The sequence below is a fragment of the Pontibacillus sp. ALD_SL1 genome (genome assembly GCF_017355605.1).
Genome location: NZ_CP062975.1, coordinates 268,126 through 281,494, shown reverse-complemented (window position 1 = coordinate 281,494; position 13,369 = coordinate 268,126). Strand labels below are relative to the sequence as shown.

At 42.5% G+C, this 13,369-nt stretch carries 17 protein-coding genes; 7 read left to right on the top strand and 10 right to left on the bottom strand.

Annotated elements, in window-relative coordinates; translation table 11 throughout:
• The first annotated feature begins 114 nt into the window (after nt 1-114).
• On the top strand, nt 115-297 hold the full coding sequence (locus tag IMZ31_RS20565) for an alpha/beta-type small acid-soluble spore protein (protein ID WP_207531404.1): 183 nt from the start codon (nt 115-117) through the stop codon (nt 295-297).
• Nucleotides 298-352: 55 nt separating this feature from the next.
• Here the strand turns inward: IMZ31_RS20565 and IMZ31_RS20560 are convergent, their stop codons facing one another.
• Complete coding sequence (locus IMZ31_RS20560) at nt 353-856, bottom strand: hypothetical protein (protein WP_207531403.1); 504 nt, start codon at nt 854-856, stop codon at nt 353-355.
• A 124-nt stretch (nt 857-980) separates the two neighbouring features.
• On the opposite strand from IMZ31_RS20560, the gene IMZ31_RS20555 reads away from it, so the two are divergent.
• Complete coding sequence (locus IMZ31_RS20555) at nt 981-1,691, top strand: DUF1963 domain-containing protein (RefSeq protein WP_207531402.1); 711 nt, start codon at nt 981-983, stop codon at nt 1,689-1,691.
• Nucleotides 1,692-1,723: 32 nt separating this feature from the next.
• Here the strand turns inward: IMZ31_RS20555 and IMZ31_RS20550 are convergent, their stop codons facing one another.
• Entirely contained in the window at nt 1,724-2,419 is a 696-nt protein-coding gene (locus tag IMZ31_RS20550) for a hypothetical protein (RefSeq protein ID WP_207531401.1), read from the bottom strand.
• Nucleotides 2,420-2,534: 115 nt separating this feature from the next.
• Complete coding sequence (locus tag IMZ31_RS20545; RefSeq protein ID WP_207531400.1) at nt 2,535-4,187, bottom strand: glycosyl hydrolase family 18 protein; 1,653 nt, start codon at nt 4,185-4,187, stop codon at nt 2,535-2,537.
• A gap of 108 nt (nt 4,188-4,295) precedes the next feature.
• Between IMZ31_RS20545 and IMZ31_RS20540 the strand changes: the two genes are divergently transcribed.
• The gene (locus IMZ31_RS20540) at nt 4,296-5,702 is read left to right on the top strand and encodes a hypothetical protein (RefSeq protein WP_207531399.1); all 1,407 of its coding nucleotides are present in this window, start codon (nt 4,296-4,298) and stop codon (nt 5,700-5,702) included.
• Nucleotides 5,703-6,412: 710 nt separating this feature from the next.
• On the opposite strand, the gene IMZ31_RS20535 is transcribed toward IMZ31_RS20540, so the two are convergent.
• Nucleotides 6,413-6,721 (bottom strand): hypothetical protein, encoded by a 309-nt coding sequence (locus IMZ31_RS20535; RefSeq protein WP_207531398.1) that lies wholly within the window; start codon nt 6,719-6,721, stop codon nt 6,413-6,415.
• A 47-nt stretch (nt 6,722-6,768) separates the two neighbouring features.
• A complete protein-coding gene (locus tag IMZ31_RS20530; RefSeq protein ID WP_242705756.1) occupies nt 6,769-7,287 on the bottom strand; it encodes a deoxycytidylate deaminase in 519 nt (172 codons plus the stop codon).
• A 207-nt stretch (nt 7,288-7,494) separates the two neighbouring features.
• Here IMZ31_RS20530 and IMZ31_RS20525 point away from each other — a divergent pair, with 207 nt between their 5' ends.
• Entirely contained in the window at nt 7,495-7,782 is a 288-nt protein-coding gene (locus IMZ31_RS20525) for a hypothetical protein (protein ID WP_207531397.1), read from the top strand.
• Between the two features lie 36 nt (nt 7,783-7,818).
• Here the strand turns inward: IMZ31_RS20525 and IMZ31_RS20520 are convergent, their stop codons facing one another.
• Nucleotides 7,819-8,088: a hypothetical protein gene (locus tag IMZ31_RS20520; RefSeq protein ID WP_207531396.1), complete on the bottom strand. Its 270-nt coding sequence runs from the start codon at nt 8,086-8,088 to the stop codon at nt 7,819-7,821.
• 124 nt (nt 8,089-8,212) lie between these two features.
• On the opposite strand from IMZ31_RS20520, the gene IMZ31_RS20515 reads away from it, so the two are divergent.
• Nucleotides 8,213-8,674, top strand: coding sequence for a single-stranded DNA-binding protein (locus IMZ31_RS20515; RefSeq protein ID WP_207531395.1), 462 nt, complete (start codon nt 8,213-8,215; stop codon nt 8,672-8,674).
• 8 nt (nt 8,675-8,682) lie between these two features.
• Here IMZ31_RS20515 and IMZ31_RS20510 read toward each other — a convergent pair whose 3' ends face one another.
• Both IMZ31_RS20510 and IMZ31_RS20505 read right to left on the bottom strand, forming a co-directional pair.
• Nucleotides 8,683-9,285: a hypothetical protein gene (locus IMZ31_RS20510; protein WP_207531394.1), complete on the bottom strand. Its 603-nt coding sequence runs from the start codon at nt 9,283-9,285 to the stop codon at nt 8,683-8,685.
• Complete coding sequence (locus IMZ31_RS20505) at nt 9,285-9,587, bottom strand: DUF3964 family protein (protein WP_207531393.1); 303 nt, start codon at nt 9,585-9,587, stop codon at nt 9,285-9,287. Before IMZ31_RS20505 ends, IMZ31_RS20510 begins: the two co-directional genes overlap by 1 nt.
• A 100-nt stretch (nt 9,588-9,687) precedes the next feature.
• Between IMZ31_RS20505 and IMZ31_RS20500 the strand changes: the two genes are divergently transcribed.
• Nucleotides 9,688-11,610 (top strand): single-stranded-DNA-specific exonuclease RecJ, encoded by a 1,923-nt coding sequence (locus IMZ31_RS20500; RefSeq protein ID WP_207531392.1) that lies wholly within the window; start codon nt 9,688-9,690, stop codon nt 11,608-11,610.
• On the opposite strand, the gene IMZ31_RS20495 is transcribed toward IMZ31_RS20500, so the two are convergent.
• Nucleotides 11,603-11,749: a hypothetical protein gene (locus IMZ31_RS20495; RefSeq protein WP_207531391.1), complete on the bottom strand. Its 147-nt coding sequence runs from the start codon at nt 11,747-11,749 to the stop codon at nt 11,603-11,605. The two genes, IMZ31_RS20500 and IMZ31_RS20495, sit on opposite strands and share 8 nt — an antisense overlap.
• Nucleotides 11,750-11,830: 81 nt before the next feature.
• A complete protein-coding gene (locus tag IMZ31_RS20490) occupies nt 11,831-12,994 on the bottom strand; it encodes an RNA-guided endonuclease InsQ/TnpB family protein (protein ID WP_207531390.1) in 1,164 nt (387 codons plus the stop codon).
• Nucleotides 12,995-13,191: 197 nt separating this feature from the next.
• Here IMZ31_RS20490 and IMZ31_RS20485 point away from each other — a divergent pair, with 197 nt between their 5' ends.
• Nucleotides 13,192-13,350, top strand: a complete 159-nt coding sequence (locus IMZ31_RS20485) for a hypothetical protein (protein ID WP_207531389.1) — start codon at nt 13,192-13,194, stop codon at nt 13,348-13,350.
• Nucleotides 13,351-13,369 lie beyond the last annotated feature (19 nt).

Below are 13,369 nucleotides of genomic sequence, written 5' to 3'. Positions count from 1 at the left end.
AATCCCTCCATTGTATGAATGTATTACCAGAGTATCTTTTATAAAAGAAACCATACTAGGAATAACAACAGATAAACAATCTGTTGCCAACAAAACCAAGGAGGGAACAAACGTATGGCAAAATCAAATGAATTAGTAGTACCAGGAGTACAACAAGCATTGGACCAAATGAAGACAGAGATTGCTCAGGAATTTGGGGTTACTCTTGGTGGCGATTCAACAGCCCGCCAGAATGGTAGCGTAGGTGGCGAAATTACGAAGCGTCTCATCCAACAAGCACAATCCCAATATAAATAAATCGCTTAATCACAACCGCATATAAATGGATCAGAAGGGGCTGAACGCCCCTTCTTTATGTTTTTCTTCCGTAATTTTCAAGGCTTGCTCCTCTGGCTGTGTTTCCTGTGTCTAACGCTCGCTGCAACTCTGTTAAATACATAATCGGCTTGACGACCATTGGACAACGCCCGAGCTGGGACAGGTGAAGGTTTCCTGCACGAATAAGAATATCAATCTTTCCATCCAGCAGTTCCTCGTGCTTCTCCCGACTAACGTAAGGAATATAATCTTCCTTCATTTGCTCTAATACGGATGTCACAACCTCTGTTTGCTGAACGGTGGAACACAGAAAATAACCCTCACATTTTTCCTGCTCCTTCTCAAAAACAGCCCGAAACGGAAAAGCGAATCGAACAGCGATTCCTGCCATTTCAGCTTCTTTTAGCGCCTCCAGAACCCCTCGTTTATCTTCTTGGATGAATACTAAATCGTCCAGCCCTTTTCGCATTGCGTTCCGAAACAGACTAGAAGGGGATTCGATCCCTCCTTTGGCAAAACATGAATGAAGAAAATGCATAGTCGCTCTCCTTTGCGTTCATTTTTCATCATTATAGTTTATGAATCATCTTTAGAGAAGGAGCTTTCCGTTCTTACTCTAATAGTATGAACATAGGCCGCACGCGAAAAAAGGAGAGTGACCCATGGAAACCTTGGAACGACTGCAACAATTAAAAGTGCCATCTATGCCGTTTTATTTAACAGAAGGCACATACGAAACACCTGCCCGCAAGTCCTATATAGGAGGTCGCCCGTTTATCCCAGAATATACACGCCCTCCTATTTGCCATACGTGCAAAGAACCTCTTCATTTTGTCGTTCAGTATCACATCCCAAATGATTCGGGAAATCATGATATCTGCTCCTTCTTTTATTGCTTAAACTGCTACCCGACAAAAGGGAACAAGGGGTTTCGTTTTTTGCGATTCCGAAATGTTGACAACATAAATCCCCAAGAAGGGCTCCCGTTAAATGAACCCTTGTGCGTTCATGGTCACATGCATTTTGATTTAGTGTGGTCTCTGCCGCACTGGAGGGTTCTGTGTCATGCTTACCCGTCCGTTGCCGAAAAAGCGTACGAGGAGTTCGGAAGTGAATGCCAATTCCGTTATAATCTGATGAGAGAAGAAATAGCGGAACTTTGGGAATTTGACGCCTTTTCCTTCTTTGGCGGATACCCTCAATTTTCTAAACGGCCAATCATCCCGTTGTGTGATTGTTGCCAAAAGCACATGAAACTTGTGATGCAGCTGGATTCACATGAGGACCTTGGCCTTATATGGAAGAACATGGAGTGTCTTTATCTGTTCGAATGTCGAAATGGGAACGATAACCATAAGATTATCATCTCTTAACGTGAAAAAAGGCACACATACCTGTGTGTCTTTTATGATTCTGGGGTTACGGACTCTGTGCCAACCGTCTTCCAGGTGTCACCTGCGTATTGCTTCATATGTAACGTGTAAGGCTTCAGGTTTTCGGGAAAAAGGTTCATGGGATCATGGGTCTCTTTTTCAACAATTTGCAGAGCCCCACTCTCTTTATTCTTTTCTATCCCGAAGAAGGGGTGAGTGGTGGTGTAGTGTTTTTTCATTTCACCGTTTTCTTCTATTTCCATAACGACGCCGTGTAATGGCTCTCCGACAGAAAGATCCCCTTCTTTTTCGTAGTACAAAATAAACGTTTTGCCATTTATAACAAAGAACGGACTTCCCTCAAGCAAAACCAAATGCAGAAGGTAATCGCCAGATACAAGAGATTGATAATGAAACGGTTCTGAGCCTGGTTTCACCCAGACAAGCTGGTCACCTCTGTAATGTTCATTATACGTTTTATTTCCACTCTGATTTACCGTTAGGACGTAGTCTTCGTATCGGTAACGATCCATCGCAAAACCTAACCGTTCCTCATCGTACTGACGCTGGGTTTCCTGTGAAAACCCTTCTGCCTGTTCCTCTCTTATTTCTCCCACAACACCAATCTCGATTTCAGTATCAAGTTTTTCCTCAGGGCGCAGAAAAAAGAACAAGAAGACTACTCCAAAGCAGAAGCCAAGAATGACATAAGCCATGTATCTTCTCATAAAGATCAACTCCTTTTAAAGGACTATAATAGGAGGGGAGGGGTTTGTCTACTAATTCCCTGAAAAACCCCTTTTGTCTTCGTGAGCCTATAAAAGCCATAACGAGTCATTCTCGTTATGGCTTTTTCAATGTATCCGAATACCACTTCCACAGCTCTTCATCCATAAAACTTTGTTCCCATATAGCTGTGCCTGCGAGGTTGTGTTGTTTGACGAGTGCAATTCTTTTTTCTAATGAACGTTGATTTTCAATCCATATCGTGTAGGTGCGACCGTCTTTTGTGACCGTTGCCACATCCTGACCTGTATCGTTGTCGAAGCGGACAGCGGCCTTGTTTTCTTTTATCCAATTCTCAGCTGCTTTCATGCTGAGCGCTTTTGAAGAGACCGTATCACCTGTTTCTTCCCATAGTCTTGTATAAGTGGGGACGCCTAACACGACCTTTTCAGAAGGAACGAGTTCAAGGATGCTTTTTAACCCATTTTCGACCCAGGGCAAAGAAGCGACAGAACCTGCTTTTGGACTTGCGGCCCAGTGCTCGTCATACGCCATAATCATCATGTAATCGACAATTTCCCCAATACGTTCCCGATCCAGGAAACGCGACCAGTTTTCACTGCCAGACAGAAACGTAGCGTCGATCGACACGGTTAATCCTGCCTCATGAAACACAGGGGTCAGTTCTTCTATAAAGCGAACCAGGTTTTCTTCGTCTTCCAAGTTGACGTTTTCAAAATCGATATTAAGCCCGTCTATCTCGTATTTCTCAGCATACACAATCAGCTGTTGAATGACACTCGTTCTTTTGTCGAAATCCGATAAGACTTCATGGGTAATAGACGGGTTTTGGAAATCACTTTTAAACGTAGGCCACACGAGCATGCCATGTTCATGAGCCCATCTGCTATACGCTATCCTCGCCTTCGAATAGACAGACCCTCCTGTATCATAAAGGCCAAACCAGGTAGGAGAAATGACGTTTATCCCTCCCATATCGGGCATTTTGTTGAGATCAGGCTGTGCTCCATAGATCGCGTCCCATACCATATGAATCGGTTCCCCCATAGGTGTTTTTGGGACATAAGGAGAGTCGGCCCCCTGTTCACGTTCTGCATACTGAATAAACGCCTCTTCTTTTGACAAGAACCCTCTTTGCCCTTTTGAATTCATGACGTAGTAATAAGAACGGTCAAAATCATTTAAAAGCGTCACCGTATCCTCGTTATGAGTGGTTTTGATAATAGGGGATTTGTGAGAAGGTTCCTGTCGAATCACAGCATCTGGAGCACCCATGAAGATCCTTTCCGTTTGAGGACGCCACAGAATGACCACATCTTCTTCATCTATATGAGAAAGGTCATATCCGTAATAATCTCTAAGAACAGCAAGGGGCACCATCCATTCCCCGTTTTTTTCAAAAACCTGAAGGGAGACGTGGATCGGTTTTTGTCGAACATAATCATTCAACTTTCCCTCTCGCAGAGTTAGGAGCCGATTCCCTAGCGGCAAGACGAGCATTTCTTTTTCTTCCTCTATGTACATCCTTGCCTCTAGGTTTCTCATCCATTCAAACGGCACGTATAAGTCGTCCTGTTCAAAAAACGTGACAGGCGCTTCCTCTCCGTCTAACAGGATGGTGCCTGCTGGATAGCTGACTTTTACTACCGTTTTGTTGGAAGTCCCTTTAATAAGCTCCACTCCGACATAAACGTTCAAGCACAAAAATAGAAATATATATAAAGACTGCAAAATGCGATTTATATCCATAAAATCCCCCTTTTTCCGTAATTGCTAAAGAAAAATAGATTTCCCCTTGTAATTTCTTGCTATTTTATTTCTTTCTGTATAGTGAAACGGAAAAGGGGAGGGATACCTATGTCAGTAGATGGTTTTTTATTTGATGCAGGAAGAAAAATGAGGCACGAGGAATGGAAAGGCAGTTTTGAAGACTATTTGAACATGGCGATTAAAAACCCAACTATCACTCAGCTGTCCACTGAACGCATATACAATATGATTCTCTCGCACGGTACAAAAGAGCGGGAAGACGGGAGCATTGAATACGGATTTTTTAAGAATCGCATATTCGGCTCAACCAAACAAATCGATCAGCTCATGATGTATTTAAAAGCGGCGAGCATGGGACTTGATATTAAAAAGAGGGTTGTTTTATTGCTGGGACCTCCTGGAGGGGGGAAGAGTATGATCCTTGGTATGATCAAAAAAGGGCTGGCTTCTTATTCTCGCACACAAGAAGGAGCGGTCTATGCCATTGATAGCTGCCCGATTAACGAAGACCCTATGCACCTCATACCAGAAGGAAGAAGAGGAGAACTTCGAAGTCGGTACGGGATACGGATTGAAGGAAAACTTTGTCCGTGGTGTCAGTTTCGTTTTGAAAACGAATGGAATTTAAATTTGAACAATGTGCCTGTCAGACGCATTTACCTATCCGAAGAAAATCGGATTGGAATAGGAACATTCGCCCCAGCCGAACGGAACGATATGGATGAACTATATGGATCAGCTGATTTAAGTAAGCTCGAACAATACGGAAACGCTGGAGATGTTAGAGCCTATGATTTTAACGGCGAGCTGCACACAGCCAATCGAGGCTTAATGGAATTTATCGAGGTATTAAAGGCAAAACCTGAATTTCTTCACATCCTGCTCACATTAGCTGAAGAACAAATGTTCAAAACGCCACGTTTCCCCCTCCAATACGTTGACGAACTTCTCATTGCTCACACCAATGAAGGAGAATTCCTCCGATTTATTGGAAACCGAGAGAACGAAGCCATCATTGATCGGTTTCACATTATCAAAATGCCCTACAACATGCGAGAGGAAGATGAAGAACAAATCTATCACTCCGCCCTTAAATCCAAACTCAAGGTCGATAATATGAAGATTCATCCAGGTGGTTTACGGTTAGCCAGTGAATTCGTGATCCGAACCCGCCAACATGAGAATGAACTTCGTGTGGGGATGGGAGGCATATCTCCTCGTTTCATCCTGAATACCATTGCTCTTGCCTTTGTCTCCGTTAACAAACCTCTTATTACACCGAAGGACTTTTATACCGTTTTATGTCAACAGATCCATCACTACCCGATCCTGACATCCGAAAAACGAGACGAATACATGAACTATCTTCGAGATATCGGAACCAAAATTCATGAATACGAAGAAATAAACGTTCAACCACTCTCTAAGTCCAGAAACTCCAATCACACTGCCACCCGCTCTAGCATGTTTGATGATCTCATTCTCGGTGATTAATCCAACTCTTGGCTACTGGGGGCGGTGAAGGAGGAGGAGCGAGAGTCCTGCCCCTGCCAAAAAGGACAGGGAAGGCCTTGTCTGAAAAAATACAGGCACTGGGGTATGGAGCCGCAGTGTGTCGCTTCGTATCGTGGTGCCGTACTGCCGATTCTCATCGGGGACGAGTCACCCAGGTCCAGCTTTACTGACCACCCCACCACAGGGTTACACCACGATCTGCCTAGCTTTCGCTACTGGCACGGGATATGTTAAAAGAGCGCAGGGAACTCCTTCGCTCTTTTTCACTCTGGGAAAAAGAAACGCCCCACAACGGGCTACACATCGAACGGCTAAATCTCGACGCCGAGGCAGACGGAACTCTAGGATTATTTTACGTCTTTTTTTGTTCTCTATTTGATTGATGTCGTTTCGCACACGTTTTTTATGTAAAGCACAAAAAAACTTGATCGCGTTTGTTCGACCAAGTCAAAAAAAGGGACAGTTATCCCCAATTTGAGCGAACGATGCGAAGAAAAGATGATTGGTGTCATCTCTTGTGATTTATTATAATCATATCGACAGATTCCTGTCCACACAAAATATAAAAAAATATAATTTCAACAAAGAAGGGATTGCTATGTTGCTTTATAATATATATAATAGATTTACAAACTTAATAGCATAACGATGCGAAAACCCCCTCTGCCAACTCAGGCAGAGGGGGTTTTTTAGCAGTATGAACAAAACGAATGAAGCAGCTTATGGCTGTATGCCAGAATGTTTTGGTGGAGAGGATCATCATTCGAAATGGTTTGGGACGAAAAATCATCGAATACAGCCGTAATACGGACATGAGGCTGTCCCTCTTCTGGAAACAACAGCACGCTGGTATAGGCGACTTCACCAACTGTTTCCTGTTTTTCGTGAAAAATAAAACAAAGTTCTCGAATCACGACCTCTTTGCCTTGTAAAACAGGTCTATACGAATAAAAACCAGGAATCTTTTTAGCGGCTGCCAAAGTTGATTGCATATTCATAAACGCTCACTCCTTTTTGTACCTTTTCAACAAAAAAAGCGAATCCCTTAATTGGACTCGCCTAATCGTTCGATTTCGATGCCGTAGGTTTTGAAATACATTTCGGATTGTTCATCAGGATAGCCATATACATAAAAAATTTTCGCAATTCCAGCTCCGAGAATGGCCTTAGCACACTGCTGGCAAGGATACGTCGTGGAATAAAGAACGGTGCCTGATGTTGACGTTCCATCTTTTAAGCATTGATTAATGGCGTTATGTTCCGCATGAAAAGCGTGGCAAGGATAGGCATCCACATATTCCCCGCTCTGAATGATCCCTTCCTGCCTTGCTTTGAATCGGGGGCAGCCCCCGTCGATACAATGTTTAGCTCCAGATGGATACCCATTATAACCTGTTGCAATCAACCGATGGTCTTTCACAATAACAGCGCCCACTCGTCTCGACCCGCAGGTTGACCGAAGGGATGCAATAAAAGCTTTTGCCATGAAATAATCATCCCAGTTATCCCGAACCCCAGTTGGGATGCTTTCTGTTAACTCGATGACTTTTTGTAAAATCGTCACGGTTCCCTCATCTCCATTTCTTGTTCTTCATAATCAAAGCCGTTCGCTTGGGGAAGATGTACACCTAAAACCCCTCTGTCCTGTGGAAGTTTGGTTCGTATACATCTATTATAATTAGAAAAAATGTTATAAATAGTTTTTTTATATTTAAAACAAAATATTATTCGCTATAATATGTAAAACATGAAAGATTTAGGGGGCTGGAAGATGTATAAGACGTGCAGGAAACTGATGACGGACCACCATTATCGCGGATGGCGTTTGGAGGAAGATGATCAAGAGGGGTTATATCTTTCGAAATTTGACGACAATTTAAATGATGATGAGTACCGCTTCTATCTATCAAAAAACGGGGACTTGATTTATATAAGGACCATGGAAAAAATCAAAAGCTACGACAAAATCCTAACCATTCCAAAGGACAATCCCTATTTTAAAAAAGCCCAATCCATATGCGAATTGTTTAGCCATCAGAAGGTCATCAGGACTATGTAAAAAACCCAAAAGGAACCATCCTTTTGAGTTTTTTTGTTACTGTATGTTAACCTTCATCGAAGGATTAGACGTGGGTGGCTTTTTACTCAACTCTTTTTTCAGACCTTCCATTTCCTGCTGTATTCGCCCAATGAGCTCATCTTGTGAGAGTTTTGACGCCTCTTTCATAAAGGATCGGATTTGCTTAAAATCACTAGCATCCAATTCTTTCGAGATATTATCGGTAAAAGCGTAAAAATCTTTTGGGTCTAGCCCCGTTTTTCGTTTCATCTGTCTGGATGACATTCCTCTTTGTTGTTGTTTCATTCTCTTCACCCTTTCTTACTACCATCCTATGAAAGGGCGCCTTGTCCTGATGCAAAGAAAAACCAAAAAGTTTGATGGACATGATGAAGAGGGTGGTACTATATACCAAAGAGAGGTGGTACCGATGATCAATCGAATTATTTTAGAAGGGAGGCTGGGAGCTGATCCAGAGCGGAGAGAAACGCATACGGGAAAGGTTGTTGCCACGTTCCCGTTACCGCTATTTAATCCATACCAAAAGAACAATGCTTCAGCGGAATGGACCCAGTGTGAAGTGTGGAACCAACCAGCTGAGTTCATTTGCCGAAACGGAGAGAAAGGAAGTCTTGTTTCTGTTGAAGGACGGCTTCGTAATCAAAAGTATGAGGACAAAGAAGGCAGAACAAGATACCGCACATACATAAGTGTCGACCGATTAACCCTGCTCAATAAACCAAAATCACAACCCAAGCCCGCGGGAGAAGAAAAAGAAATGAAACAGAGAACGGAATCCGTTTTACATAAAGAAAACAAGACGAAAGAGCCGAGTGACGATCAGAACATGGATAGCCTTTTTAAGGATTTCGAAAAAATGATTCAAAGCTAAAAAACGACCTATGACGGGTCGTTTTTTAGCTTTTTCAAAAGGTCTCTGACCAACTCGTACGATCCTTTGTGAAGAGCCAGAGAGAGCTCGTGTTCCATTTGTTCCGAAACCCTTTTTTGCTGTATGACACTCACAACTTCCTTGTGTAACGATAGGAAAGAGTTATAATTTTCTTCAATGATTTCGGATAATTGTTCTGTCTTCTCAATGAGTTCAATTGGGTTACCGTGCAGGTCTTCATCCCGTTCATCTATTATTCCTTTCAGTTTATTCACATCAAACACAATATCCATGGGGTAGAAGTTGGTGCCTTCTAAAAACATTTCCATTTCCTTATATAATTCTCTTCCTCTTTCAATGGTTTCTTGCCGCTCTGTTTCCAGCCTTTCAAAACGTTCCCTGAACCGCTTCCGCTCTTTAAACAGTTCATCGTACCCTTCAAGATAAGAGTCTTTTCGCTCGAAAACTTCGTCGACATACCTGTCAATGATCTGATTGTGCTCGTCTGCTTCTTTTTTGGTTCTTCCCTTATAAGGGTGGTCGTTTACTTTCAGTTTAAGCAAAATGACAACAGCCTCCCGAACAGGATTCTTCTTTCGACCAAATGCCATTATAAAATCTCCCCATTTGTGAGCGCGTCAATCTCTTTCAGCATGAATCCTATAAATTCCCGATCGATCTGTTTTAGGTTCGTAAAGAAAAATTTAGCTTCTTTCTTTGATTTAAAAACTTTAAAACGTTCATCTTCTCTGCCGATATTGAAACCAAAAACAATATACGACCCTGCCTTCCCTAAATCCATAATGGATTCACCAACCCTGAACCGCTTTAAACGCGTATAGGTTATTTGATCAGGCAACGGATAGCCTAGCTCCTCCTGAAATGTAAACAAAGCCTGTCTCAACATCTCCATCCGATCTCCTCCTCAGCCATTCTTCCTTTAATTTTTCGCCGCAAGGCCTTCAACTCCTAGAATGTTTTGCTACAATACGCAAAAGTAAAGGGGTTTGATTATGAGCACAAGATGGTTCGGCCCAGAAGTAAACGACAATTCAGCAGAAGCGCTTTCAAAGACGCTTTCGATCCCTCCCTCCATAGCTCAGGTCTTTTTATCAATGGGAATCAGCAATAAAGAAGACATCCAGTCGTTTGTAAAACCGCCACTAAATGGACTCCACAACCCGTTTTTAATGCTTGATATGAAGAAAGGGGTTGAAAGAATCAGTGAGGCTATAAGGGGCGGCGAGCGGATTTTAATATATGGAGACTATGACTGCGACGGCGTAACAACGGTATCGGTTTTTAAAAAAGCATTCAATGTCCTGGGTGTAAAGGTCGATGTGTTTGTTCCCAACCGTTTTAAAGAGGGGTACGGACCCAACGTAAACAAGTTAAAAACGTGCATGGGAGACTATGATTTGATTATCACAGGAGACACAGGAATTCGTTCCTTTGAAGCAGCCAACCTTTTAAAAGACACGCCCTGCGATTTTATCGTGACAGACCATCACGAACCTATGGAGGGGAAGCTCGCCACGCTATTCCAAGACTTTTTAAAGAAGTCTAGTGTCGACAAGGAAATGTTTGAAGCATATATGCTGGAACAAAAAATCGAAGTCATGCAATCCGAGCACTTTCTTCCTTCGAATGGAATCATTGAGATCAGGGGAGATGAATACATTGTCCTTCCTGATGCCTACGCAGTTATTGATCCTAAGCGCCTGCGCGACCCGTACCCGTTTAAGTCACTTGCGGGGGTTGGGGTGGCCTTTAAAGTGATGCAGGCTGTATTCATAAAAGAAAACCAGGATGTAAAACCTTTGTTCCGATTATTGGATTACGTTGCCGCTGGAACCATCGCTGACTTGGCTAACCAAATCGAACAAGGAGAAAACGGAATGGACCTTGAAAATCGAATCCTTTGTAAATACGGGATTCAGTTGATGAATAAAGACCCAGAGGTTTGGGTGAAAACCCTTTCGACTATTTCTGGGATTGAGGGTGGTGGCGTTGACTCTACGGCGATCGGATTTCGCATAGGACCGATGCTTAATGCACCAGGGAGATTGGAAGACCCGACTCTGGCTGTTCAATTTTTGTTAGAAGAAGACCCTGAACAATCAAAAACGTTAGCTTCAAAGCTTAAATCAATCAATGAAAAACGTAAATCCCAAACGAAAAACGGGTATGAAATGATGCAGTCCATTCTGGAAGAAGCCCCTCCTTCCTGGTGTGACTTCGGAATAGTAGCTGTTGCACCAGAAGAAAACGTGTACCACATTGGAGTGGCAGGACTTGTGGCGAGTAAAATTCAGCAACACTATTACCGTCCGACTATTGCATTATCTCCTGTTATGAAAGAAGGGAAAGTCATTTTGAAAGGGTCCGCCCGCTCTATTCCTGGTGTTCATATTTTGCATTGTCTCGATGAAGTGAAAAAAGAAATCGGTCTCTATGAATACGGAGGGCACGAACAGGCGGCAGGGCTTTCTCTTGAACCTGAACGAGTAGAGGATTTTAGGAGAGCATTCCGAAAAGCTGTTCAAGCCTATCCGAAAGAGGTTTTCACGCCACTAATAAGGTATCAATCTCTTATGGAATTTAAAGAAGCGGACGAATGGCTTATGAAACTTCTCAGTAAACTCGAACCCTTCGGAGAAGGGAATCGAAAACCATTGTTTCGGTCAAATCGGGTCATCATTCGGCACGTGAAAGAAATCATGGGAGGAAGAGGGTGTATTCTAACCTTATGCCAGGGAAATGTTACGTTAAAAGGCATCACGTTTACTGAAGGAGAGCGAATTCTGAAAGCCTATCATCGTACAAAAAAACATCGTGAGAGTTGTGAGGTGGATCTCCTTTACACACCAGAGTACAACGAATTCAGAGGGGTAAAAAATATCCAACTCCTTGTGGAAGACATGAAATTCATGTGACATCCTCACGGGATTGAAAATACCCGTGCTTCCCTGTGGAAGTTCGGTGGTGACTTGCTCGGAATGAGTCACGTCTCGCGACGTTCCAGTTGTTCCATTTCTGACCATTCTTCAATACAGACACCATAGGTAGAGTCACAACTACCCTCCTGTTCAGGGTTATACCTAACAGGCAAACTTGCTATCAAACGTTGTCTATCTCTTATTGAGAGCTAGACAACTACACCGCAAGAGACGTGCTACTGGCAATATTACGACTTGCATTCAAATCAGCATGGCAAGTGTAGTTGCATTTTTTGCACTTAAACTTATTTTTTTTTCGATTTTTCTTTTCGACATGCCCACAGTTAAAACACGTTTGTGATGTGTGCCTTGGGTCCACATACACCACTTGAACGCCACATTTTACCGCTCGTTCTTCAATAAACTGCTGAAGCTGATAAAATGCCCAGGAATGGATGGTTTTATCGGATTTTTTCATGCTACGGCAAGTCTTTCGGATGTTATACAGGTTTTCCATTTTGATTACAGGGCGTTCAAAACCCATTGCAAACCCAACAATGTTTTTAGCCAACTTGCGGTTGTAATCTTCCATCCAACGGTTTTCTTTTCGCCCTAGACGCTTAATGGCACGCAGTGCTTTACGCTTTCCAAGCGATCGTCTAAGGGAACGAAAATGTCTTCGGGTGTAACCAACCTCTTTGCCACTAAAAAACTGTCGTTTTTTGCTGTTTAATTCAGAAACCACGGCTAAATGACGTAGGCCTAAATCGACGCCTATATACGATTTTGGTAACACGGAATAGGTTTTGATTTTGGATGATAGTTCGATAGGGATGGCAACAAACCAACTTTTGTTTTTTCTCAACAATTGAATGGTGCCTCGGAATTCTCGATTTACATCCACACGTACATCTTTTAGCGTTGTTTTCCCTGTCTTTTTGCTCTTTACTTTTTTCTTTTGTTTCATCCTTTTCGGTTCAAAATACGGGAAATATGTTCTCGTTATCGCATTCTCTTCAATAGGAACGTACTTTTTCTTTTGATCCACCACAAAACCAATGTACCAGCGTCCATTCTTTTGTTTTGTATCCCAGTTTTGATTGTTAATGGAAATGGGCAGTTTGCTTTTGAACTGGGGCACTGAACCTGCCAAACTTGTTTTAAAATCAGAAACCGCCTTTTTGGCTCTCCTTATCGCTTCGTTCACAATAGCGGACTTCAAATCGGCAGGTACATTGGACGAAGATAGGGTTTCCCCTTTTAACAATCTAGGGATGCACTCATTCACACAAGAAGCATACTTTTGTTGTGCGTATAACCATTCTTTGTGTTTTTTGGTTGTTGGATTTTTAATCTTTATCAAATGGGTAACCGTTGCCATGGTCTCACCTCCTATTCCTATTATATGCATAAATTAGGGAGATATAAGGTCTCCGATTCATCTCGTCATTAAAATAACGAGCGATCTCGGTTTGAAACGTAAATGTACATATTTCGGCATCAGGAATAAAAAACCTTCTAAAAACATTTGCCATATTTTACCATTAACTGTATGGTCGGTGTAGGAGGTGTGAGCGTATGAGCGAAGTCTATAACGAATGTACGTGTTGTTACGGGGCTTTATCCTCTGAAGAAATGCAGATGAATAAGGAACACGAACTGTACTATTATCCAATCTGTGAAGAATGTCTCCTCCGTTCTGTTGATCGTTTCTTCCAAATCGCAACCGAAATGTAGAGGCTTATATAGCCTCTTT